We start from the raw sequence: 22,350 nt of genomic DNA, 5'->3' as shown, positions 1-22,350 counted from the left end.
TATAATATATGTACAAACGGAACATGAAAAAATTGTTCAGTATACATAAAATCATATAGGACTGCTTAAAGATTTTTGGCATATCCCTTGACTTTAACAGGGAAAAGTAATATAATAATAATGTTAACTTATTTTTAATTCATGGAGGGTTTTTTATCATGGGAAGAGTGTATAATTTCAGTGCGGGTCCTGCTGTACTGCCGGAGGAAGTTCTGAAGGAAGCGGCAGACGAAATGCTTGATTACAAGGGAACGGGAATGTCTGTAATGGAAATGAGTCATCGTTCCAAGGCTTATGACGAGATCATCAAGGAAGCTGAAAAGGATATCCGCGACCTTATGAATATTCCGGAGAATTATAAGGTTCTGTTCCTTCAAGGTGGAGCTTCACAGCAATTTGCAGCAGTACCTATGAACCTTATGAAAAATAAAAAGGCGGCTTACATAATTACCGGCCAGTGGGCTAAAAAAGCTTATCAAGAAGCACAGATTTACGGAGAAGCAGTCGCAGTAGCTTCTTCAGCAGACAAAACCTTTTCTTATATACCGGATTGTTCGGATCTTGATATTCCGGAAGACGCAGATTACGTTTATATCTGCGAAAACAATACTATTTACGGCACAAAATTCAAAGAGCTGCCTAATACAAAGGGTAAGGATCTTGTTGCCGATGTTTCATCATGCTTTCTATCCGAGCCGGTAGATGTTTCTAAATATGGCGTAATATATGGCGGTGTCCAGAAAAATATAGGTCCTGCCGGCGTTGTTATTTCTATTATCCGCGAAGATCTTATTACTGAAGATGTATTAGAAGGCACTCCTACAATGCTGAAATGGAAAACTCAGGCTGACGCTGATTCTCTTTATAACACTCCTCCGTGCTATGGTATATATATCTGCGGCAAGGTTTTCAAGTGGATCAAGAAAATGGGCGGTCTTGAGGCTATGAAGGCTCACAATGAAAAGAAAGCAAAGATCCTTTACGATTTCCTCGACCAGAGCAAAATGTTCAAGGGCACTGTTGAGCCTAAGGACAGATCGCTTATGAATGTACCGTTCGTTACAGGAAACGCTGAACTTGACGCTAAATTTGTAAAGGAAGCAAAGGCAGCAGGTTTAGAAAACCTCAAGGGTCATAGAACAGTCGGCGGAATGAGAGCTTCTATTTATAACGCTATGCCTATCGAGGGCGTGGAAAAGCTTGTTGAATTCATGAAGAAATTTGAGGCTGAAAACGCATAGATTCAATCAGATCGGGCGCAAAGCATTGAACGGGATCGGAATTATTTCCATATGCTTTGTTCTTGCTGTGATAGGATAATAACCTGATAAAAACAGATGGGTGGCTTTTCGTCACCCGTCGTTTATTTAATGAAATGAGGTAGATCAATATGTATAATATTATGACGCTTAATAAGATAGCCGCAGTAGGCACAGATAAGTTTGATACGGCAAAATATTCAGTCAGCGACAGCTGCACAGCTCCTGACGCTATCATGGTTCGTTCCGCTAAAATGCATGATATGGAATTCGGTTCTAATCTTCTTGCAATTGCAAGAGCAGGCGCAGGCGTAAACAATATTCCTGTTGACAAATGTGCAGAGCAGGGAATCGTTGTTTTCAATACTCCCGGAGCTAACGCAAACGCTGTAAAGGAGCTTGCTATCTGCGGTCTGCTTATGGCTTCAAGAAAGATTCCCGAGGCTATGCAGTGGGCTCAGGGACTTAAAGGAAACGGAGCAGAGGTCGGCAAAATGGTTGAAAAAGGAAAGAGCAATTTTGCAGGCTGCGAGATAATGGGCAAAACTCTCGGTCTTATCGGTCTGGGCGCTATAGGCGGAAAGATCGCAAATATCGCAATTTCACTTGGCATGGACGTAATCGGCTACGACCCGTTCCTTTCGGTAGGCGCAGCTCTCAGCCTGAAGCCTCAGGTAAAGGTTACTGCCAATATAAACGATATCTACGCTAACGCTGATTATATCTCGCTTCATCTTCCCTATAACTCCGAAACTAAGGATACGATCAATAAAGATACTATCGCACTCTGCAAAGACGGCGTAAGACTTATGAACTTTGCAAGAGGAGAGCTTGTAAATTCTGAAGCAATCGTTGAAGCTGTAAACAGCGGCAAGGTTGCAAGATATATCGTTGACTTCCCCTGTGATGAGGTCCTCGGCGTTGAGAATATCGTCGCTATCCCTCATCTCGGCGCTTCTACTGAAGAATCTGAGGACAACTGCGCAGTTATGGCGGCAAACGAGCTTATAAATTACATTGAATACGGAACAATAAAGAATTCCGTAAACTTCCCTAACGCAGAGCTTGCAAAGACAGGCGACGCTTTGGTATGCGTACTGCATAAGAATACTCCGGCTATTATAACTCAGGTAACCGCCGCTGTTTCCGACAAGGGCGCAAATATTGAAAACCTTGTAAACAAGTCAAAGAAGGATTTGGCTTATACAATGCTGGACGTAAACGGCGATGTTGACATCGAGGCTATAAAGGCTGTAGACGGTGTTGTTAACGTAAGGATTCTTTAATATACAATAAAAATAACAGCAGTAAAGCTGTTCCGCAGGTCAATAGCTTCTGCGGAACAGCTTTTTTCAGGATAAACGGGAGATAGTATATTTATGATCGAAATCATATCCGCAATAGTGTTTATAGGTGTACCTATGTGTCTGTCCTACGCTATTTACAGAATTATCGACCGAAGCGGAGAAAAGGCAAAAAAGCTGACCCAGCGCTTTCCTTTTATCGAAAAGCATAAGTTTCTTATTCAAATTGGCGGAATGGCGGGGTTTGTTCTTATTTTCGGAATTATATCCGTACTTGCCGGAATCCCCAAGGAAATATTCTATACTGTGTCAGGACTAATAGTAGGATTTATAAACGGTATTTCAGCTGCGATAATGTATAACGACTGAATCCGAGATCGGACTTAAAACAGGGCGGCTTTGCAAAATGTAAAGCCGCCCTGTTCATATCATCTGCCATTATCCGCTTTTTCCGCCGCCATCGCCCTGTCGCTTTCGTTTATCATCAGATCGGGACTTACTATATAACAAGGTTCACCGTCCTGTACAAATACACCCTTGAGATACCTTGTATAAGCCTCCTCGGAAATTTTAAAGCACGGCTCTACGTTTTTATCGGGAACATCTGTCATTACGGAGATCGTGTCGGTAAGTATCCCTATTTCAAACTGTCCTCCGCTTTCCCTGTGAGCATATGAAATAATTATACAGCTCCTGTCCGTTATCTCCCCCTTAGGAAAACCGAATCTGAGCCGCGAATCTATAACCGGAACAGCCTTTCCGTCCGCAGTGCATACCCCGGCAAAGTAGTAAGGAAATTCGGGAATCTCATGCATTTTCTCAGCAACTATTATAGACTTTATATCCTCAAACGCAAGCGCAAACTTTTTTCCGCCTGAAAGGAACATCAAATATTTTCCGATTCTTTCATTTTCCATAATAACACCTGCCCTTCTAAACGATGATCTGCTCTCTGAGCCTGAGATATATTTCAGCCGCAATATCCTCAAGCGGAGCCTGCTTATGGAGCGCGCCAATCTCAAACGCCGCCTTGGGCATTCCGTAAACAACACAGGACTGTTCGTTCTGACCGATATTATATGCTCCGGCTTCCTTCATAAGCTTTAGACCCTTTGCGCCGTCTCCGCCCATTCCGGTAAGAATAACTCCTACAGCGTCCTTTCCGGCACACTGCGCCACAGATTCAAACAATACGTCTGCCGACGGACAATGCCCCGATACCTTTGCTCCCTTATCGCAGGAAACAAAATATCCCTTTTCGTCTTTAAATATTTTCATATGACTGTCACCACGGGCAATTACCGCCATTCCCTTTTCAAGATAAAGCCCATGACGCGCTTCGGTAACAAACAGCTTTGTTTCATTATTAAGTCTTCTGGCATAAAGCTTTGTATAACCCTCCGGCATATGAAGAACTACCGCAACAGGAGGAACTGAGGGCGTAAACGCCTTTAATATCTCCGGCAGAGCCTCTGTACTTCCCGTTGACCCGGCAACGGCTATTATTCTGCTGTCCTGTCTGTACTGTTCGCCTGTCTTGACAGGATAATATTTTCCTCTGCATTTTATTCGCTTCAGGTTTGAAGCGAGCTTCATACTCTGAATAAGCTGTTCCTTAAAGCTTTCATACGAGCCGCCCTCGTCAGGCTTTGATAAAAAAGCCGCCGCCCCTGCTTCATTAGCCCTTGAAGCGTAGGTCCTATTGCAGGAACAGACGATTACCGGAACTGTATACTGCGGCATAAGCTGCTCCAAAAACCTAAGTCCGTTCATTCGCGGCATTTCTATATCAAGGATTATAAGATCGGGCTTCAGTTTCTCTATCTCATCCCTTGCCTCATAAGCGCTGCCTGCCGACGAACAGGTACAGAAACCCTCCGCCGAATTCACTACATTCTCTGCAAAACGGCAGAACAGCGGTGAATCGTCAACGATCAGTACCTTTTTATCAGCCATTTCTGTCCGCCTCCCTCCCGGATGAAACCTTTCTGTATACCGCAGGCTCTTCCCTTATATAAAGATCCCGTTCGGTACATACCTCGGCATGGCCGATATAAAGATAGCCGCCGTCGTTTGTTGCGTCATAAAAACGCCTTAAAAGCTGTGATTTTGTAGGCTCGTCAAAATATATCATTACGTTACGGCAGATAATAAGATCGAATTTTCTCTTAAAATTGATCTCGTCCATAAGATTGTGGTATTTAAATACAACGTCACGGCGAATACTGTCCTTTACCTGATACGTTCCGTTGCTCAGTCGGGTAAAATACCTTTCGGCCCATATTTCCGGTACGGCTTTCAGCGACTGCTCCGGATAAACCCCGTTCTTAGCCGACCTCAAGGCATTAAAGGAAATATCCGTTGCCAGTATTCTCGTATCCCATAAATACTTTGAGCTTCCGAAGAAATCATCGGCGCACATAGCGAAATTATACGGCTCGTTCCCGAAAGAGCAGCCTGCGCTCCAGATCGAAAGCTCTCCGCTGCTGCGTGACTCAGCGGCACTTTTCAGAAAGACATCACAGAAATGCCTGAAATGGTCGGTTTCCCGCATAAAATATGTGTAATTTGTAGTAAGACGGTTTATAATATTTGCCATTTCGTTTCCAGAACGGTCACAGTAAACAGCTTCAAGATATTCTGAAAAGTCATTGAAGCCGCTGTCAAGCACATAGTTTGTAAGACGGCTTTCAACAAGAAATTTCTTTTCAAATAAATTAAGCCCATATTTTGCTTTTATGATCCCCGCAAGCCGTTTAAAATCGCCGTCGCTAAGCTTCATAGGCATTTAGCCGCCCTCCTTTTTCTATTCATTTTCCGCAAGACGCACAGAATCTATCAGCGGAATACGCTCTGCGTCCTGAACGATATAACCTGATATAAAGGAATTTTCCACAGGTGACGGAGCAAACTGTACGGAACTGTATACCGACGCATCTCCGGTCCTTTCAACTATAACTCCGTAGGGAGAGCCGTTTGACTCAACCACGATAACACAGCTCTTATCTGTATAGACGCCCTCCGAAAGTCCCAGCCGCTTGTTAAAATTCATTACCGGAATAACCTTTCCCCTAAGGTTGATAACGCCTTCGATATAATCTGCCGTTAAAGGCAGACGGGTAATAGGCGGTATTTCTATAATATCCCTTACCGACATTATATCGAAAGCGTATTTACCGCCGCCGCAGTAAAAGGTCAGAATATGTTTTTGCTCGATCTCAGAGCTGTCCGTTATATTATCCATTCCTAAAAACCTCCCTGCCTGTCATCTGTGTCCGTACCCTGAATACCCTGCGTCTTGAATATTTCATTTACGTCGGTTATAAGCGTTATACTTCCGTCTGCAAGTACTGAACAGCCGGTAAGTCCGTTCTCCTTAAGGTTAAATCCGGACAGCAGCGGCGAAAAAGGCTTTACTACGACCTGCTGATCAGCGGTTAGCTCGTCCGCAAAAATCACCGCTTCTCTTCCCTCTTCCGAACAATAAAGCATTATTCCGCCCGTAAGCTCAGGGCGCTGAGATCCAAAACCGAAAGCCTCCGAAAGCCTTATTACCCTCAGGCATTTTCCTCTCAGCATTACAAGCTCAGTTCCGCCGGGATCATTTATAAGCTGCTCATCACGCGCCCTGAAAACCTCTCTAACCGAGGAAGCCGGAACTGAGAAGCTGCCGCCTCCCGCTGAAACGCCGAGTACGTCTATGATGGAAAGCGACAGTGGTATTCTTATAACAAACTCCGAACCTGAGCCGTATTCGGAGCTGACGTTTATTTTTCCGCCGACCTTTTCTATATTCCGGCGTACAACGTCCATTCCCACACCCCTTCCGGAAAACTCCGTTACCTGCTCATTGGTCGAAAAGCCTGCCTTCATAATAAAATTATAGCATTCGCTTTCAGTGTATTCGCTTTCCGGCTTAGTTAAGATTCCGTTTTTCCTTGCCTTCGCCAAAAGCTTTTTTGGATCCATTCCCGCTCCGTTGTCTGAGCATTTTATTACTACCTCGGAGCTTTCATAGCCTGCCGAAAGAACTACCCTGGCGGGTTCGGTCTTTCCCGCAGCCGCACGTTCGCTGTCGGTTTCTATTCCGTGGTCTATAGCATTCCTGATTATATGCATAAGCGGATCGCCAAGAATATCGGCTACCGACTTATCGACCTCGGTTTCCTCTCCCTTAAAAACAAGCTCTGCATTCTTTCCAAGCTTTTTGTTCATATCCCTGACTATTCTGCTCATCTTAGTAAAAACCGTTGATACAGGGACCATTCTTATAGACATTACAACGTCCTGAAGCTCGTCTGTCAGTTTTTTAAGCTCTCTAGATGCCTTTCTGAACCGATCAAGCTTAGCGTTTATATTTTTGAGATCGGGACTTGAGGTAACCGACGACTCAGCTATAACTATCTCACTTACCAGGTCAAGCAGCCTGTCCAGCTTTTCAAGACGAACCGAGATAATGCTGCTCTGTGAATTCTTCTTTTCATTCTGCGGCAAAACCGCCGGTTTATCAGCCTGCTGTTTTTCCTGTGGCTTGCTTACCACGGGACGCTTTATTTCCTCTGCCGAAGCTACGCTCATTCCGTTTTTGAGAACTTCCATAACCTTTTCGGTATCGTCGGTAATAAGCTTTATGTAAAGTCCGTTCGCCGCTATTATATCCCCTGCCGAATCGCTGTCAAGATCTGCCGGCACAGTTGAGCATACCTCGGAACAGCCGCCCAGCGCCTTTATCAGAACCATTGCCCTTACGGCCTGCATAAGGCAGCCGTCCTCGTATACGACCTTAAAGGTTCTTATATTTTCGTTTTCTTCCTCAGGAAAAAGCTCATTAGCGGTTAAAGCCGCAGAGGTCTGTAAGCTTGCGCCGCCTTTCATTTCATCAGCAAACGACCGTATAACAGCCGCCAGCCTGGAAAAATCCGTTGGCTCACAGGCCTCGTCGCTTATCGTGCTCATTTCATTTTTAAGACAGTCGGAGCTTTCAAACAAAAGCTCGTAAAGCCTTGTTTTATCATAACTTACCAAAGGATCCTCCCGTATAACCGAAAACAGATCCTCTACTGCATGAGCGAGAACGGACATATTATTAAGTCCCATCATCGCCGCCGAGCCTTTGACGGTATGCATTATACGGAATATTTCCCCGATATCCTCGCCGCTAAGCTCCCCCTTTTCAGTCCGCATCAGTATTTCGTCCAGACCTTCCAGAAGCTCGTCCGTTTCAAAAATAAACGTATCCAGCAGCGGCTGCATGCCGGCGTCAAATTTTGCCATACCGTTCCCTCCCTTCTTCTTGAATTATAGTTTCTGTGTTTCCATAAGATAGCCTTCGCGGATACATATATCCATGACCCTGTCGTACGGCAGACTTTTTACCTTATGATATTTGGTTTTTTCCGCATTGGTATATACCTTCAAGGTACAGGTTCCGTTTCTTCTCTGAAAAATATTCCTGGAAACCGAGATCTTGCTTATATTCTTTTTAGGCAGCACGATCTTATGAAACTGATACCACGGACAGTAAACCAGCGTACAATAACCGTTTTTGAAGCCAAGCTCTGTAGAAAACGCCGCGTTTATCTGAACTATCAGCAGCCATATAAACGGAATGACCGCAAGCGCCATAATTATATTTATCTCTGTATGCCATTTTTCAAAAATAAGCTTTGCAGCCGTACCCGCAGCCGGAGGTATAAAGCAGAACAGCGCAGGTATAAGCATAAAACGCATAAGATCATGCCTGCCCGTGGATATTTCGGTTTTGGGCTTAGGTACGTTCGGCTCGAGAATTTTGAGCGACGCCCACATTTCGCTGTCTGTAGTTATCGGTATAAGCGCCGATATCTCACGCCTTTTCTTTCCGTAGCCTGTACAGTAAAGCGTTACCGAGCATATTCTGAAGATCCTCATGAGCAAGGTCTGCTGAAAGTCAAGAAAATTTACCTTTTCACGGTTTATAACGTGCTTTCTTTTAGTTGCTATACCGCTTTGTATTATAAGCTGAGAGCCGCACCGGGTAGCTGTAAAGCTCCAGTGTCTCATAAGATTTGCCGTAAACGACAGTATCCAGCCTCCCATTACTATTCCTGCCAGAACAAGCACCGCTTTAGGAATAGTGCTTGAAAGCCTGAGCAGCTGATTGTCGATCCTTATTATCTCGCCGTTTACCTTACGGATAAACTGCTCCTCCATTTTTATGCCCAGCTCCTTCCCCACAAGCCTGTATACCTCGAACATAAACGTTCCGAAAAGTATCATTCCTGAAAGAGTTGATGAAAACAGCAGGGAAAAAATAAGCAGATAGGTCTTTTTGGGCGATACTGAAAACTTTGGAAGCTTTCTGCCCTGAGCCGTGACCGCCTCGTATATCTCATTGACGCACCGTTCCGAAAGCACTAGCTTAATATCTGTTTTAGGAAGGGAATCGGCGTTGGTTTCGATAAACATAGTACAGGCATTAACAGCATTGTATATATAACTCTGGGTACATGAAAACGTAGTTATCTCGCTGAAATAGACCTTCGTCGTAAGAATGCCGAAAAGTCCGGTATGAGCAATGATTCCGTCCTCTTCTATCTCATAGTAAACAAAAATCCAACGCAGCACCGCAAACGCAAATATCGCGGCAATAGTCAGAATATCCAGCCAGTTGGTTCTTATCCAGCTTTGAAAATCAAACTGAGCCGCTGCCAGATACTTCGTAACGGGGATAAGCAGCAGCCATATATTCTTTGAAGTATAGTTTATTATTTTTATCGGATGCTGTCTGTGTCTGAAAAACGACTTCAGCCAGCTTCTTTTCTCCTTTGCGGCAGCCAGAGCCGCCTGAGGTCTGTTCAAATAAACACCGTCCTTTTTATCCGCCGGCTTATTATCAGCGGCAGGCTTTACTGAGGTTTTCTGCTTCTTATAATATCATTTATATACCTCGTAGCCTCCAAACAGTCGTCCTTTCTCATAAAAGGCAGCAATATCTTTGAGCCGAGAGCGTTTATGATAATAAAATTCAATCCGGTAAACCTGCTCAGCGGAGTTATTACAGTAGTTACGGATTTTACCGATTCCATAGGCATAAACTCACTGGTAAGAGTCAGCATTCCGCTGTACTGTACGATCTCGTCATGAGTAATGCTTATTCTCGAATGCCTGAAATACATAGGAATAAGCACGCAGGAAAAAAATGCATGAACTGCCCAGTAAGCCGCCGCCGCATATATATCATATTCGCCGATAAGCGGAATAAGCAGGAATATCGCCGCTGTTACCGCAACGAGAACAAGGGTCAGCAGAATATATATAGACGCCGCGGCTCTTTTCGCAGGCTTGTATTTATACATAATATCCGTCCTTTCTCAGCCGAAACCTCCGGCCTCAAGCAGTCTGACCAAAAGCACAAACAGACAAGGGTATAAATTTATTAAGACAGGCATATCATTTACTGACAGTCTTTCAAACAGAAAGGAACTTTTTCAATGGACAGAATAAGCCTGATTTGTCAGAAGCTTTCCTCTTTGATCTGGGGCTACCCCGTGCTTATATTAATGCTGGCGTCGGGAATATATCTCTCCGTCAGAATGGGTTTCCCCCAGATACATATAATAAAAATCTTCAGAAACACGATCGGAACACTTTTCAAAAAGAATCCCGATCCTGCTTCCGCCGGTTCAAAGGGCGCTTTTTCGCAGCTCCAGGGCTTTTCAACGGCTCTTGCAGCAACCGTCGGAACAGGAAGCATAGCCGGAGTCGGAACCGCAGTTGCAGCAGGAGGACGGGGAGCTGTTTTCTGGCTCTGGATATCAGCCTTCTTCGGCATGGCGCTTTCCTATACCGAAAATATCCTCGGCGTAAAATACTGCAAAAACTCAAAGGTCAAGGGCGCAATGAGCTATATGGAAAACGGTCTGGATTCAAGATGGCTCGCCGTAATTTTCGCAGTTTTCTGCACTCTTGCCTCACTTGGTATGGGCTGTATGGCGCAGAGCAACTCTATCGTATCAGTATGCAGCGGAAGTTTTGCTCTTCCGGCATATGCCGCCGCCGGAGCGACAGTTCTGCTTACAGCCTTTACGGTATCCGGAGGAAAGCGGCTTGGTAAGGTTACCGAGCGGCTGGTTCCTCTGATGTCGGTTTTTTATATCGGAGGCTCACTAATAGTTATATGCAGAAATTACGAATTTCTTCCCTCTGCCGTTTCCGGTATTTTCAAGGAAGCTTTTAATTTTCGCTCGGCAGCCGGCGGATTTTCAGGTTTTCTGGTAAATTCCGCAATTGTTATCGGACTGAAGAGAGGTGCGTTCTCAAACGAAGCGGGTCTTGGCTCGACCGTCGCTGTTCACAGCTCCTGCGAGATAAAGGATCCGAAAACTCAGGGTACTTGGGGAATGGCAGAGGTCTTTATAGATACCATGATAATCTGCACCCTGACTGCGCTGGTGCTTTTTACAAGCGGAACCGATATAAAGGACGGCTCGGCGGAGGTTATCTGCAAGGCCTTCGGCACAGGGCTTGGAAGCTTCGGGGAAGCCTTTATAGGCGTATCTATAATGCTTTTCGCTTTTGCAACAATAATCGGCTGGTTTTTCATCGGACTTAAAGCATGGGAATACCTGCTTCCACGGCGCAGCAGGCTTTATAAGCTGATCTTTCTTGCCTGTGCTTACGCCGGCGCTGTTACCTCTATTTCGATTGTTTGGGAAATATCCGATATTTTCAACGGTCTTATGGCCATACCTAACATTACCGCTCTGCTGCTGCTTTCAAACGAAGCCGTTGCCGAGCATAAAAAACGACGGCTATAATACGGTATGAGCGTGTCTTGTAACATGACAGCCGACATTTACCGAAACGGGAAGTCCTGCGATATGCGTCGGGGCTTCTTCTATATTTACCGCAAGACAGGTCTGAGTTCCGCCGAAGCCCTGAGGGCCTATTCCAAGCTTATTTATCCCTTCAAGCATTTTTTTCTCAAGCTCTGCATAAAGCGGCTTGGGATTTCTTATGCTTACGCTTCTGCAAAGCGCTTTTTTTGCAAGATAAGCGCACTTTTCAAAATCTCCGCCAATGCCCACACCAATTACAATCGGAGGACAGGGGTTAGAACCTGCCGCTGCGCAAACGCCGACTACCCAATCGACGATCTCGTCAGCTGTGACCGACGGCGTCATCATTTTAAGCTGCGACATATTCTCGCTTCCGAAGCCCTTAGGTGCGACCATGATCTTAACGCTTTCACCTTCGGTTATTTTCAGATGAACAACGGCAGGAGTGTTATCTCCTGTGTTTACACGCTCAAGCGGATCGGAAACTACAGAACAGCGCAGCCTGCCCTCTGTGTAGCCTCTTGCAACGCCCTTGTTTATCGCCTCGTTAAGCGAGCCGCCGACGAAGTGAACGTCCTGACCGATCTCCATAAATACGACTGCCATTCCGCAGTCCTGACAAATCGGAATAGTTTCATCTCTCGCGACTTTTATATTGTCAATAATATCATTAAAAACATTTTTTCCTACGCTGGATCTCTCAGCCTTTGCGCCGCACCTTATGCACTCCTCCATATCCTTGGGAAGATAGAGATTAGCCTCGATGCACAGATCCCTTACCGCATTTTCAACTTCCGATACGTTAATTTCTCTCATTAATATCACCTTTTATATTAATTTTTCGCATAAATATACTCGATCAAGGGGGTTAAATAAGCTTTATCAGTCCAGTCGCATTTCTGACCGGCGGCACACATTAAGGCTTTCATCCACGGTTCAAGCTCGTTTGGAGCTTTTTTAGCAACCGCTTTTTGCAGCAGCCTGCACAACGTACGGTCTTTAAAACTCATTTTCTCTTCATTCCACGCCCCTCTGCCGTAGAACAACGGAATATTCTTTAATTCACCCTTTAAATTAAACGCCCTTAATTCTTCAAATGCCTTTTGGTCAAACGGAGATGCGCCTACGCAGAAAACGGCAGTTCTTTTATTGCTGAGCCTGCTGTAATTCTTTTTCAAAAAACCCAATCCTGCTATTCCCGAAGCATAAATTCCGCCGCATAATATTATTTTTTCATACTTAACGATCTCGCTTATTGAGGCTTTAGGAGTTTCTATATATTCATATCCCGTTGCCTGAGCAAGCCACTTCGCATATTTTTCAGTTGCCCCGTATTTTGATTGATAAATAATAATTCCCGTATGCATTTCTTACTCCTATTAAAGCTGCCTTATACCGCCAACGAAAACCGCTTCCGGACTTGTCATTACCTCAAAGGGATTACCACTGAACATAACCAGATCAGCGCGCTTTCCCACCTCGGCCGAACCGCAGAGATCGTCAATTCCTGCAATTTCAGCAGCGTTTATCGTTATGCTGTCAACTGCACTCTGAAGATCCAAACCGTGTTTTATGCATATCCCGACGGTCAGCGTAAGATACTGGATCGGAGTTTCTGAATGATCGGTACATACTGCAGTTTTAACTCCGCTTTGCGCCAAAACTCCTGCGTTTTTTGGAGTAATATTAGCAAGCTCCGGCTTGCAGGCGTCGCACATTACAGGACCTACGACCGCACAGGCGTTTTCCTGTGCAAGCTCGTCTGCGATAAGATGACCGTCGGTGCAGTGGACAAGCACATAGTCAAGCTTAAATTCCTTTGCAATTCTGACAGCTGTGAAAATATCGTCCGCACGGTGACAGTGAAAATGCGCTTTGACCTTACGTTTAAGCAGCGGGATCAAAGCTTCTGACTTTATATCGAGATCGGGCGGATCATCACCGTTTTCCTCCGCCGCTTCCTTGTCCTCCATATATCGTTTCGCCTTTGCAAGCGTTTCTCTTATCATTGCCGCAATTGCCATTCTTGTACATGGCGTTTCGTCACGATTCATATATGTCATCTTGGGGTTTTCGCCCAGTGCGAATTTCATTCCGACGGTTTTTAAAAGCATTTTGTCGATACGTCTGCCCACAGTTGAAACCGCCGCAATATCCCCTGCGATCGGATTCATAGAACCGGGCGAAATAACCGCAGCGGTAATTCCTGCTTTGACAGCCTCAGAAAAGCTTATATCAAAGGGATTTATTCCGTCGCATATTCTGAGCTGAGGGGAAACAGGCTCGCTTTCCTCATTAAAATCCTCGCTTTCCGCTCCCACGCCGTTTGTAGTCAGCCCGAGATGGGTGTGAGCGTCGATAAAACCGGGATAAAGGGTCTTTCCCTCTCCGTCAAGATCACCGTCAGATATTTCGTTATATGCTCCTGCGCCGATTTTCTTAATAACTCCGTTTTCAAAGGTTACATAACCAATTTCAATTATATCTCTGTTTTTATTCTGGGTGTATATTTTTACGTTGTATATTGTCATTTATACAGCTCCTTTAATGCGCGGTAATATAGATTTTTATCATAGGTTATCCATTTGATGTTTTCTTTGTTTTCCGCAAATATGAGACATAGTCCAAACTGATAATTATATTGCTCATTCGGTGATAAAAAAGCGTTTATTTTCTTTATATCATCATCAATATTTGAATTCCACCATGTCTTACATTCAATTACCAATAAATTATCGTTATTAGTTCCTCGCTTATGTATAATTATATCAGGATAAACCCTGTTTAAACAATAACCAATGCACTTCACATCCAAAATATCCCTGTTGTATTCGCAATCAAGGTTATATCCAGAGAAAGCCGGATCTTTACTTATCAAATTATCTAAATAATGAGCAAATTTATACATAATGCTTCTCTCACAGGCTTGACATTCTATAAGATAGCTGTCTTTTGAATACAGCTCTGAAGCAGCCTGTTTTATATAACCTTCAAGTATTGACTGAGTTATCATAATCCTTCACTTTCTTGTCTTTATTTCAATGCCTCATAAATGATCTTCTTCATCTGTCTTGACGGATATGAACCGAAGCCGCCGCAGCGCTGGATCATATAAATAAGCGTTATCTTATCAACCGGATCGTTGCAGTAATATGTTCCGAGCCAGCCGTCCCAGCCGTATTCGCCGATATTTCCTACGCCCTCGCACTCCGACGGGTCGGTAAGAACTCTGTTCAGACAGCTGTAGCCGCAGCCCCTGCACTGATCCCAGTCAAGAGTTTTTCTCTGCTCGAAGGTAAGGTGATCGGTAGTCATGATTTTTACCGCATTTTCGCTCAGAAGCCTTGTGCCGTTATGTACTCCGCCGTGAATAAGCATTGATGCGAATTTTGCATAATCGTCCGCGGTTGAAACAAGCCCCGCTCCGCCCGATTCAAATGCAGGAGGTTCTTTGAAAAATCCTCTCAAGCCCAAATGCTGCCATGGAATTACCTCAAGGCGGTTTTCATTATCGTTCCAGAGATACATTTCCGAAAATCTGTCCAGCTTTTCCTTTGGCACATAAAAATCCGTATCAGTCATTCCAAGCGGCTCGAAAAGCTCTTTTTTAAGGAATTCACGAAAGCTCCTTCCGCTCAGCTCCTCAATAAGCAGACCTGCCACGTCTGCGCCTATGCCGTAAAGCCACTTTTCGCCCGGCTGAAATGCAAGAGGAGATCTTGCCGCACGTTCCATAAGCTCACGGGTTGAAATTCGTGCGCCTGCTTCGCATTCCTCATAATATTTGTGGTAAACTTCTTCCATTTTAATTCCTGCCGGATAAGACATATCGGGATAAACCAGTCCCGAGGTCATATTCACGACCTCACGAACAGTTATTTCACGCTTTGCAGGAACGATTTTTCCGTCCTCGGCAAGAACGGTCATATTCTTGAAAAACGGCAGATATTGCGCAATACTGTCCTCAAAATCAAACATACCTCTGTCGTGTAAAATCATAAGCGCCGCCGCCGTTATAGGTTTTGTCATTGAATATATCCTAAAAATAGTATCGCTTTCAACAGGGATATTTCTCGCAATATCTGCCATTCCGCTGTTATGACGATAAATCTCCTTTCCGTCCTGCAAGACCAGAACCGAGCCGCCTGCAACGTCGCCCCGCTCGACCTGTCCGTCTAAAATTCCGCCGACTTCCTCAAGCTTTTTAACGTTCATTATCTTATCCTCCAAATGTAAATCAGTTAGTTGAGCCAAATCCGCCCACTCCCCTAACAGTATCGGAAAGCTCTGCGGCTTCCTCGACCTCAGGTGTATAAATAGGTGTAATCACAAGCTGTGCGGTCCTTTCGCCGGGCGAAACGGTATAATCTTTGCTTGAATGATTATGCAGAGGTATCATTATTTCCCCCCTGTAGTCGGTATCTACAACTCCGACACAATTTGCAGGGGCAAGTCCGAACTTAGCCGCCAGCGACGATCTTGCGTATATAAGCAGAACGCATTTTTCCTCTCCGCAAAGCTGTGCCGAGAGTCCCGTTGGAATCATAGCCGTTTCCCCTGCCTTGACAGTCAGAGGAGCGTCAATACAGGCTGACAGATCGTAGCCTGCGCTCTCTTCTGTTGCCCTCCTTGGCAGCACAGCGTTTTCCTTTAATCTTTTTATCAGCAGTTTCATATATTATCACGCTTCATTACTGTAAGAAGCTTCTCCTTTTCCGATTTCAATTTTACAATATCCCTCTGTAGTAAAGTCCTCTGGTAAGCCGCATATCCTCAGGCTTCTCGCCAGCCATAAACGTTTCCGTTATCCTCGCAGTCTGCTCCGGCGCTTCGTCAAAGAAATCAAGCTGAATAAACTTCGCCGTCCTGAAATCGTCAAGTTTGTCGCCGATATATAAGACGTCCGAATTAAGCACCTCAACGTATCCCTGCTCCTTTGAACATCTGATCGGAAAAAATCTCTTAGTTCTGTCCCATATTCCGTGCGTACAGTTCTTACAGCCCTGCGACTGCTTAACAGGACAGTTTACCGCAAGCATTAGCGGGAGCCTGCCGTAGCCTATTATTCCGAAGTCAAGTCCTCCGCCCAGCTCGTTTATCTGACCTGCTTTAAGCTCAAAGGAAACTATACAGTCACTTAAACCGAGCCTTTTAAGCTCTTCCAGCGCAAGGGAATTAGCAGCGTTCAGTCCGAAACCGCCGTGCATTGTCATTCCAAGCTCCCTGCCCATGGAAATATGAGCGTAGTTGGTGCAGACGATATGAGCTATCCCCTGTTCCTTCAGTCTTTTCAGCTTTTCAAAATCCTTCTTCTCGTCAAAGGTAAATCTGGGCATTTCAGCCGCAAGCTTCTCCGAATCAGCATACCCGGGCAGGCCGCCTTCAAACGCCCTTTCAAGCGCTCTTAAAGGACACACTGCAAGGCTTATCCTATCCCAATCCGTTTCTGAAAGCTGAGCTATATCACGGACCGAAACTCTCAGTTCTGGAGCCGCACTTTTTTCAGCTTTAATTATATCAAACTTCTTATGCGTAAATGCAGGCTTTTTGGTGAAAAATCCATATCTCTTCTTATCCAGAGCGGCGCAGACCTCACGCCTGAGAGAATTAAGCTGAGAAGCGGTACAGGCTGCCCCCTCCTGAATTTCAGCAGTCAGTCCTCCGAAACGGTAAATAGTACCTCCAAGCTTTGAAAGCTGTTTTTGTATAAACTCCTCGTCGGCAGGACGGTTTACAGCCGCTTCAGTCTTTTCACCGTATACCTCCGCCGTTATCCCGTTATCGTCGGACGCTGAAAGATATACCCTTTCATTTATCCTGATACGGATATAAAAGTATATACCGCTTCTTTTGTATTCCTGCCTGTAAAGCTCATGTATCTGCGGTATGACCTCAGCCGAAGATATTACGTCCTCCTTCTGTCTGTAGCCGAACATTTTTCTGCCTGTCCTGCCGGTATAGTAGCCGTCGGTGAATCCACTGCGGGAAAATACGTTTTCAAGCCTTTTTATGTCGTATTTCTCTCCGTTCAGCGCTTTTCTGAGCGAATCCACAGCACAGGCTACATATTCGGGACGCTTCATTCTTCCCTCGATTTTAAAAGAAGCGGCGCCGAACTCCTCAAGCTCACGGATATGACCCATATAAGACATATCCTTAAGCGACAGATCGTACCTGTCAGTCTGATTTTCCGCCGCAGAAGCAGGAAGCCGGCAGGCCTGGGCACAAAGACCCCTGTTTGCGCTTCTCGAGCCTATGACTGCGCTCATATAGCATTGTCCTGAAACGGACATACAAAGCGCGCCATGCACGAAAACCTCTGTTTCTACAGGAAGCGTGCAAAGCTGTTTTATAATATCCGCATTAAGCTCTCTTGAAACAACGGCTCTTGAAAAGCCCGTTTCCTTTGCCAGAAGGACGCCTCTCTCGGTGTGCAGGGTCATCTGAGTCGAAGCGTGAATCTCCATATCGGGACAACATTCCCTTACAATACGAACCAGCGCCAGATCCTGCGTAATAAGTCCGTCTACTCCAATTTCACAGGCAGCTTTTACTTCGTCCGCCAGCGCTTCTAGCTGTCCGTCGGTAACTATAGTATTTATAGCCTGATAAACCTTAACTCCCCGTACATGGCAGCCGTAAACCGCATTTTTCAGCCCGTCTTTATCAAAGTTTGCTGCGTTTTGCCTTGCGGAAAAAGCCTCTCCCCCCAGATAAACGGCGGTACATCCTGTTCTGAGTGCGGCGTCAAGAGCCTCTCGGCTTCCGCAGGGCGCTAATATTTCCGCCATTACTTTTTGCCGTAATTATACGGATACTTATTCTCAAGCGCCTTGTTTATATCCTGAGAGATCATATCCTTTGCCGATAGCTTTTCGCTCTCCGCCGACAGCGATTTTCTCAGGCTGACCTCCTTTTCAAGCTGAGAAACTCTCTCCCTGAGCGTTCTAAGCTCCTTCTGAGCCTCGTCCGCCGCACTGCGCGCTTCTCCTGCGTCATCTACATAGTCCTTTATTTGAGAGCGGATATTCTCGATATTCTGTCTTGCCTTTACAAGCTCGTCGCAGAGATCAAGACAAACGAGTGCAGAAGCGTCCTGAAGCGACAGCGTAGGCTTTGCTTTTAAAAGCTCAGACATTTTCTTATTAAGCTCCGCCGCAAGCCTGTCAGTATACTCCTTTGTTTCATCAGTCAGAAGATGAAATTCTCTGCTGAAAATCTTTACGGTAATTTCATTTTTCATAGTGAAACCCGTTCCTTTCCGAAAAAATCAAGTTGGTATTATTAATTTTATTATACAACATTTTTCACCGTTTGAAAAGAGCTTTTAATAAAATTAACTCTTATTTCGGCATTTTTACCTTTTATACCGCAGCTTTTTATTCAATTCACCGATCCTATACTTATATTTCTTAATATTGCGGCGGGATATTGAAAAAAACCTCTCTTATGCTATAATTAAATTAAATAAATAAGCCGTTTATTCATCCTGAAAGGACAGGTGATTGTTATTATCCTGAAGTATATAATTTCGCTTTCAGCCTCGCTTATCGCCGCTGCTTCTGTCGGAACGCAGACTGTTTTCCCTGCGGCAGCTGCTGCGAACGGAGAAAACAGTTTGTATAAGAAAAGCTGTGCGGCAGTGTATTCAATTTCCGAAGCTGCCTCGGACTGTCTTTTGTCAGCTCTGAAAACAGCTGCTCCCAACGCCCCCGAGCTTATTTCCCTTAGCTCTTCTGACAGATCAGTAACTGTGAACTGGTCAAAGGTAAAAGGAGCAACAGGCTACCGCATTTACCGCTATGACTTTAAAACAGGCAGCTTTATCAGCCAAACGTCTGTAAAAAACAATAATACCTTTTCGTGGACCGACAAAAAGGTTTCCCCGGGAACAGCCTATAAGTACAAGGTAAAAAGCTATGTCAAGGCCGACGGAGTAAATTACTGGAGCGAATATTCAAATACGATATGTACTGCTGTAAAGCCGCAGAAGTTAAATATAACAAAAGCCAACCGCACCTACGATGCAGTAAGGCTATTCTGGAAGCCGGTGACCTGTAACGGATATCAGATCTATATGTACAGTCCCGACGCAAAAAAGTGGCAGCATATTACTACGGTAAAGGATCCGTCAGCTGACCAATGCCGCATTTCGGGACTGAAACGGGGAACTCAGTACAAATTCAGAATACGCGCCTATAAATGCGACGCTGACAGAAAGAATCACTTCGGGTCGTTCGGAAACAGCTTCAGCGTTACCACTAAGCCGGAGATCATAAAGAAAAACGGCGTTACATATGTGGAGGGAATACTTATCGCAAATAAGACCTATGCCCTTCCGTCAAAATATAATCCGAATATGAACAAAGCCGTTTTAAACGCTTTTTATAAAATGCAGCAAGCGGCATGGAAAGACGGAATAAACCTTTGGATATGCTCCGGCTTCCGTTCATATTCTTATCAGAAATATTTGTATTCAAGCTATGCTGCACGGGACGGAAAAGCCGCGGCAGACAGATATTCGGCAAGACCAGGGCACAGCGAGCATCAAACGGGACTGGCTATGGACGTAAACAACGCTAGCTCGTCTTTTGAGGGAACAAAGGAAGCAAAGTGGCTTGCCGCCAACTGCTCCGATTACGGCTTCATAATACGCTATCCTAAAAATAAGGAAAGCGTGACCGGCTATAAATACGAGCCTTGGCACATCCGTTACCTTGGCGTTAAAACCGCGAAGGCAGTAGAAAAAAGCGGAAAGTGTCTTGAGGAATATCTGGGCATAACTTCAAAATACAAATAATGATTTCCGATAAAAAAATAACGGGCGGATACAGACTGTACTGTATCCGCCCGATCTTTCAATGCGGGATCAAATTATCCTATAGTTGTAACATCGCTTCCGAACCACTTTGTTGAGATCTCGGCAAGCTTTCCGTCTGCTTTCATTTCCCTGAGTATCTCGTTTACCTTATCGCACAGAGCCTTATCGCCGAGCCTGAAGCCGATAGCGTAATCTTCCTCATAAAGCCCCTCGTCAAGGACCTTGAACGCTCTTCCGGAATTGATCTCATAATCCGCAACTACCGAATCGAGAAAAGCCGCGTCGCACATTCCAAGCTCAAGCTGGTTCAAAGCCTCAACGTTAGTGGCAAGCTCGGAAACGGTTATATCCGAAGCTATATCCGCTGCTGCCAGAGTTTCCTGAGCGGTAGAGCCGTTCTGAACAGTTACCGTTTTGCCCTTTAGGTCGTCAAGTGATGAAATATCGCTGTCTGAGTTAACAACAAACACCATCTTATTTTTCATATAAGGCTCTGACATCAGCATTACCTTCTGTCTTTCCTCACTTACCGAAAGACCGTTCCAGACACAGTCTATCGTTCCTGCGTCAAGGTCTACCTCCTTAGTATCCCAGTTTACGCCGTAGGTTTCAAGAGTAACCCCAAGACGGGAGCATACCTCCGCCGCAACGTCGATATCGAAGCCTACTACCTGATCGTTCTCATCTGTATAACCCATAGGCTTGAACGTAGCGTCAAGACCAAGGACAAGCTTCCCGTTGTCAAGAACCTTCTGAAGCGACTGATCGCTGCCATCGGCCGTGCTTGAACCGCCAGCCTTTGAAGCATTATCTGCCTGCGACGAGGAATCCGACGAACCGCAGCCAGCCAGCATAAGAACCGCGGCGCATACTGCCGATAAAATATACTTTTTCATTATTATACATCCTTTCCGTACTATTGCTTTAGCATAATAGTATAATATCACACTGTCTCTGAAATGTAAAGGGCAGGGATAAAACTTTGTTGTTTTGCTGTAAAAAACCCTGCGCAAGGCTTCCTTTTATCAATAAAACAACGAAAAACTCCCGCCGGCCCTGCCGCAGAATATAAAGAAAAATAAGAAAATGTGCAGGTTTTTACTTGAATAATAGCCGTGCCTGTGTTATAATTATTCTAATACAATTATATATCGGAAAGGATTTTTGCGCATGATATTAAATACCGTTGCCGCTATGAGCGCAGGCTTTGTGATCAACCTTATGTTCGGCGCTCCCAAGGGCTTTCTTGATCCTGAAAATTTTGTTTGCGCCTTTGCGTTGAGACTTGAAAAGACCCTGAGAAAATTTTACGAGGATACCCCCGAAGCTAAGCGTATGGCAGGCGCGGTGCTTATCTTTTTTGTCCTGCTGATCTTCGCCGGAATACCCCTTGCGCTGATGATCTTAGGTTACCTGTTCTTTCCGGTTATCGGACTGATCCTGGACTGCTTTTTCTGCTGGCTCGCATTTTCCGTAAGAGATACCAGGCTTGAACTAAGCAGGATATTCAGAGCGGTACGCTCAGGAAATTCCGAGCGCGCTCAGAAAAGCCTTGAAAAGCTTACCGGCACGGACTGCTCAGACCTTGACGGAGACCAGATAATCAAAAAAGCTGTGGAATGCGCCGCGGACTGTTCTGCGGATAACGGAGCAGGCACGCTGTTTTTCATTGCGCTGGGCGGAGGCTTCGGCGGAATGTTCTACCGCTGTCTTAGCGTTCTCAACAGGAAAATAGGAGTATTTACCGATGAATACATAGATTTCGGCAGACCGTCACGCAGTCTTTGGAGCATACTTAATTATATACCTTCTAAGATCTGCGGTCTGCTGCTGAAGCTTGACGTTAAATTCCTGAAGCTCGATCACGAAAACTGCCGACGTATTTATAAGCGCGACCGCAAAAAGCTGTCAAAACCGAATCTTGGAACTGCCCGCAGCATAATGGCGGGAGCGTTGGATATTCAGCTTATAAAAGAGGAATACTACAGCGGAAAAACTTTACGGAATCGTTTTATCGGAGAACAGCTCAAGCCCTGTCAGCCCAACGATATTTACTGGGCAAATCAGCTTATGTACGGAACGGTATTCGCAAGCTTCATACTGTTTGCTCTGATAAGAACGGCTTTCCTGCTTATTATTTAAAACAA

22 protein-coding genes are annotated in these 22,350 nt (G+C 45.0%); 6 read left to right on the top strand and 16 right to left on the bottom strand.

Annotation, left to right across the window (positions count from 1 at the left end; translation table 11 throughout):
• Positions 1-158: 158 nt before the first annotated feature.
• From serC to ACYQ0H_RS01205, 3 genes are all read left to right on the top strand, one after another.
• Positions 159-1,241 (top strand): 3-phosphoserine/phosphohydroxythreonine transaminase, encoded by a 1,083-nt coding sequence (serC, locus tag ACYQ0H_RS01215; protein ID WP_459811006.1) that lies wholly within the window; start codon positions 159-161, stop codon positions 1,239-1,241.
• Between the two features lie 149 nt (positions 1,242-1,390).
• A complete protein-coding gene (locus ACYQ0H_RS01210) occupies positions 1,391-2,545 on the top strand; it encodes a 3-phosphoglycerate dehydrogenase family protein (protein ID WP_459811005.1) in 1,155 nt (384 codons plus the stop codon).
• 93 nt (positions 2,546-2,638) lie between these two features.
• The gene (locus ACYQ0H_RS01205) at positions 2,639-2,932 is read left to right on the top strand and encodes a hypothetical protein (protein ID WP_459811004.1); all 294 of its coding nucleotides are present in this window, start codon (positions 2,639-2,641) and stop codon (positions 2,930-2,932) included.
• 59 nt (positions 2,933-2,991) lie between these two features.
• On the opposite strand, the gene ACYQ0H_RS01200 is transcribed toward ACYQ0H_RS01205, so the two are convergent.
• The 7 genes from ACYQ0H_RS01200 to ACYQ0H_RS01170 are packed head-to-tail and all read right to left on the bottom strand — an operon-like array spanning position 2,992 to position 9,900.
• The gene (locus ACYQ0H_RS01200; protein WP_459811003.1) at positions 2,992-3,480 is read right to left on the bottom strand and encodes a chemotaxis protein CheW; all 489 of its coding nucleotides are present in this window, start codon (positions 3,478-3,480) and stop codon (positions 2,992-2,994) included.
• Between the two features lie 16 nt (positions 3,481-3,496).
• On the bottom strand, positions 3,497-4,519 hold the full coding sequence (cheB, locus tag ACYQ0H_RS01195; protein WP_459811002.1) for a chemotaxis-specific protein-glutamate methyltransferase CheB: 1,023 nt from the start codon (positions 4,517-4,519) through the stop codon (positions 3,497-3,499).
• A complete protein-coding gene (locus ACYQ0H_RS01190) occupies positions 4,512-5,351 on the bottom strand; it encodes a CheR family methyltransferase (protein WP_459811001.1) in 840 nt (279 codons plus the stop codon). Before ACYQ0H_RS01190 ends, cheB begins: the two co-directional genes overlap by 8 nt.
• Positions 5,352-5,369: 18 nt before the next feature.
• Positions 5,370-5,807 carry a chemotaxis protein CheW gene (locus tag ACYQ0H_RS01185; protein ID WP_459811000.1) on the bottom strand — a complete coding sequence of 146 codons (438 nt, stop codon included), beginning with the start codon at positions 5,805-5,807 and terminating at the stop codon, positions 5,370-5,372.
• 2 nt (positions 5,808-5,809) lie between these two features.
• Positions 5,810-7,837: an ATP-binding protein gene (locus ACYQ0H_RS01180; RefSeq protein WP_459810999.1), complete on the bottom strand. Its 2,028-nt coding sequence runs from the start codon at positions 7,835-7,837 to the stop codon at positions 5,810-5,812.
• Between the two features lie 24 nt (positions 7,838-7,861).
• The gene (locus tag ACYQ0H_RS01175; RefSeq protein ID WP_459810998.1) at positions 7,862-9,403 is read right to left on the bottom strand and encodes a PH domain-containing protein; all 1,542 of its coding nucleotides are present in this window, start codon (positions 9,401-9,403) and stop codon (positions 7,862-7,864) included.
• 47 nt (positions 9,404-9,450) lie between these two features.
• Positions 9,451-9,900, bottom strand: a complete 450-nt coding sequence (locus ACYQ0H_RS01170) for a PH domain-containing protein (protein ID WP_459810997.1) — start codon at positions 9,898-9,900, stop codon at positions 9,451-9,453.
• A gap of 135 nt (positions 9,901-10,035) precedes the next feature.
• Between ACYQ0H_RS01170 and ACYQ0H_RS01165 the strand changes: the two genes are divergently transcribed.
• Entirely contained in the window at positions 10,036-11,361 is a 1,326-nt protein-coding gene (locus ACYQ0H_RS01165) for an alanine/glycine:cation symporter family protein (RefSeq protein WP_459810996.1), read from the top strand.
• Here ACYQ0H_RS01165 and ACYQ0H_RS01160 read toward each other — a convergent pair.
• The 8 genes from ACYQ0H_RS01160 to ACYQ0H_RS01125 are packed head-to-tail and all read right to left on the bottom strand — an operon-like array spanning position 11,356 to position 18,625.
• Entirely contained in the window at positions 11,356-12,198 is an 843-nt protein-coding gene (locus ACYQ0H_RS01160) for a fumarate hydratase (protein ID WP_459810995.1), read from the bottom strand. The two genes, ACYQ0H_RS01165 and ACYQ0H_RS01160, sit on opposite strands and share 6 nt — an antisense overlap.
• A gap of 17 nt (positions 12,199-12,215) precedes the next feature.
• A complete protein-coding gene (locus ACYQ0H_RS01155) occupies positions 12,216-12,749 on the bottom strand; it encodes a flavodoxin domain-containing protein (RefSeq protein ID WP_459810994.1) in 534 nt (177 codons plus the stop codon).
• A 12-nt stretch (positions 12,750-12,761) separates the two neighbouring features.
• Positions 12,762-13,913 carry an amidohydrolase gene (locus ACYQ0H_RS01150; protein WP_459810993.1) on the bottom strand — a complete coding sequence of 384 codons (1,152 nt, stop codon included), beginning with the start codon at positions 13,911-13,913 and terminating at the stop codon, positions 12,762-12,764.
• Complete coding sequence (locus ACYQ0H_RS01145; RefSeq protein WP_459810992.1) at positions 13,910-14,395, bottom strand: hypothetical protein; 486 nt, start codon at positions 14,393-14,395, stop codon at positions 13,910-13,912. The genes ACYQ0H_RS01150 and ACYQ0H_RS01145 overlap by 4 nt, the downstream gene beginning before the upstream one ends.
• Before the next feature lie 20 nt (positions 14,396-14,415).
• Positions 14,416-15,597 carry a serine hydrolase domain-containing protein gene (locus tag ACYQ0H_RS01140; RefSeq protein ID WP_459810991.1) on the bottom strand — a complete coding sequence of 394 codons (1,182 nt, stop codon included), beginning with the start codon at positions 15,595-15,597 and terminating at the stop codon, positions 14,416-14,418.
• A 22-nt stretch (positions 15,598-15,619) separates the two neighbouring features.
• Positions 15,620-16,057: a dUTP diphosphatase gene (dut, locus tag ACYQ0H_RS01135; RefSeq protein ID WP_459810990.1), complete on the bottom strand. Its 438-nt coding sequence runs from the start codon at positions 16,055-16,057 to the stop codon at positions 15,620-15,622.
• A gap of 52 nt (positions 16,058-16,109) precedes the next feature.
• Positions 16,110-18,173 (bottom strand): peptidase U32 family protein, encoded by a 2,064-nt coding sequence (locus ACYQ0H_RS01130; RefSeq protein WP_459810989.1) that lies wholly within the window; start codon positions 18,171-18,173, stop codon positions 16,110-16,112.
• Positions 18,173-18,625 (bottom strand): cell division protein ZapA, encoded by a 453-nt coding sequence (locus ACYQ0H_RS01125; protein WP_459810988.1) that lies wholly within the window; start codon positions 18,623-18,625, stop codon positions 18,173-18,175. Before ACYQ0H_RS01125 ends, ACYQ0H_RS01130 begins: the two co-directional genes overlap by 1 nt.
• Positions 18,626-18,883: 258 nt before the next feature.
• On the opposite strand from ACYQ0H_RS01125, the gene ACYQ0H_RS01120 reads away from it, so the two are divergent.
• Positions 18,884-20,182, top strand: coding sequence for a D-alanyl-D-alanine carboxypeptidase family protein (locus tag ACYQ0H_RS01120; protein WP_459810987.1), 1,299 nt, complete (start codon positions 18,884-18,886; stop codon positions 20,180-20,182).
• A gap of 74 nt (positions 20,183-20,256) precedes the next feature.
• Here ACYQ0H_RS01120 and ACYQ0H_RS01115 read toward each other — a convergent pair whose 3' ends face one another.
• Positions 20,257-21,099: an amino acid ABC transporter substrate-binding protein gene (locus ACYQ0H_RS01115; protein ID WP_459810986.1), complete on the bottom strand. Its 843-nt coding sequence runs from the start codon at positions 21,097-21,099 to the stop codon at positions 20,257-20,259.
• Between the two features lie 274 nt (positions 21,100-21,373).
• Between ACYQ0H_RS01115 and ACYQ0H_RS01110 the strand changes: the two genes are divergently transcribed.
• On the top strand, positions 21,374-22,345 hold the full coding sequence (locus tag ACYQ0H_RS01110; protein ID WP_459810985.1) for a cobalamin biosynthesis protein CobD/CbiB: 972 nt from the start codon (positions 21,374-21,376) through the stop codon (positions 22,343-22,345).
• The last annotated feature ends 5 nt before the right edge of the window (positions 22,346-22,350 follow it).

Source organism: Hominimerdicola intestinalis (assembly GCF_054655215.1).
Note: the sequence above shows the minus strand (reverse complement) of the source record. Positions and strands in the feature narration are given on the sequence as shown.

What these genes read in the sequence shown, in the direction of transcription:
- ACYQ0H_RS01170 (WP_459810997.1), bottom strand. Translation starts at nt 9,900, where the DNA reads ATGTATAAATACAAGCCTGCGAAAAGAGCCGCGGCGTCTATATATATT.
- ACYQ0H_RS01205 (WP_459811004.1), top strand. Translation starts at nt 2,639, where the DNA reads ATGATCGAAATCATATCCGCAATAGTGTTTATAGGTGTACCTATGTGT.
- ACYQ0H_RS01190 (WP_459811001.1), bottom strand. Translation starts at nt 5,351, where the DNA reads ATGCCTATGAAGCTTAGCGACGGCGATTTTAAACGGCTTGCGGGGATC.
- ACYQ0H_RS01140 (WP_459810991.1), bottom strand. Translation starts at nt 15,597, where the DNA reads ATGAACGTTAAAAAGCTTGAGGAAGTCGGCGGAATTTTAGACGGACAG.
- serC (WP_459811006.1), top strand. Translation starts at nt 159, where the DNA reads ATGGGAAGAGTGTATAATTTCAGTGCGGGTCCTGCTGTACTGCCGGAG.
- ACYQ0H_RS01180 (WP_459810999.1), bottom strand. Translation starts at nt 7,837, where the DNA reads ATGGCAAAATTTGACGCCGGCATGCAGCCGCTGCTGGATACGTTTATT.
- ACYQ0H_RS01160 (WP_459810995.1), bottom strand. Translation starts at nt 12,198, where the DNA reads ATGAGAGAAATTAACGTATCGGAAGTTGAAAATGCGGTAAGGGATCTG.
- ACYQ0H_RS01210 (WP_459811005.1), top strand. Translation starts at nt 1,391, where the DNA reads ATGTATAATATTATGACGCTTAATAAGATAGCCGCAGTAGGCACAGAT.
- ACYQ0H_RS01165 (WP_459810996.1), top strand. Translation starts at nt 10,036, where the DNA reads ATGGACAGAATAAGCCTGATTTGTCAGAAGCTTTCCTCTTTGATCTGG.
- ACYQ0H_RS01200 (WP_459811003.1), bottom strand. Translation starts at nt 3,480, where the DNA reads ATGGAAAATGAAAGAATCGGAAAATATTTGATGTTCCTTTCAGGCGGA.
- ACYQ0H_RS01155 (WP_459810994.1), bottom strand. Translation starts at nt 12,749, where the DNA reads ATGCATACGGGAATTATTATTTATCAATCAAAATACGGGGCAACTGAA.
- ACYQ0H_RS01115 (WP_459810986.1), bottom strand. Translation starts at nt 21,099, where the DNA reads ATGAAAAAGTATATTTTATCGGCAGTATGCGCCGCGGTTCTTATGCTG.
- ACYQ0H_RS01110 (WP_459810985.1), top strand. Translation starts at nt 21,374, where the DNA reads ATGATATTAAATACCGTTGCCGCTATGAGCGCAGGCTTTGTGATCAAC.
- ACYQ0H_RS01185 (WP_459811000.1), bottom strand. Translation starts at nt 5,807, where the DNA reads ATGGATAATATAACGGACAGCTCTGAGATCGAGCAAAAACATATTCTG.
- ACYQ0H_RS01125 (WP_459810988.1), bottom strand. Translation starts at nt 18,625, where the DNA reads ATGAAAAATGAAATTACCGTAAAGATTTTCAGCAGAGAATTTCATCTT.
- cheB (WP_459811002.1), bottom strand. Translation starts at nt 4,519, where the DNA reads ATGGCTGATAAAAAGGTACTGATCGTTGACGATTCACCGCTGTTCTGC.
- ACYQ0H_RS01130 (WP_459810989.1), bottom strand. Translation starts at nt 18,173, where the DNA reads ATGGCGGAAATATTAGCGCCCTGCGGAAGCCGAGAGGCTCTTGACGCC.
- ACYQ0H_RS01145 (WP_459810992.1), bottom strand. Translation starts at nt 14,395, where the DNA reads ATGATAACTCAGTCAATACTTGAAGGTTATATAAAACAGGCTGCTTCA.
- dut (WP_459810990.1), bottom strand. Translation starts at nt 16,057, where the DNA reads ATGAAACTGCTGATAAAAAGATTAAAGGAAAACGCTGTGCTGCCAAGG.
- ACYQ0H_RS01150 (WP_459810993.1), bottom strand. Translation starts at nt 13,913, where the DNA reads ATGACAATATACAACGTAAAAATATACACCCAGAATAAAAACAGAGAT.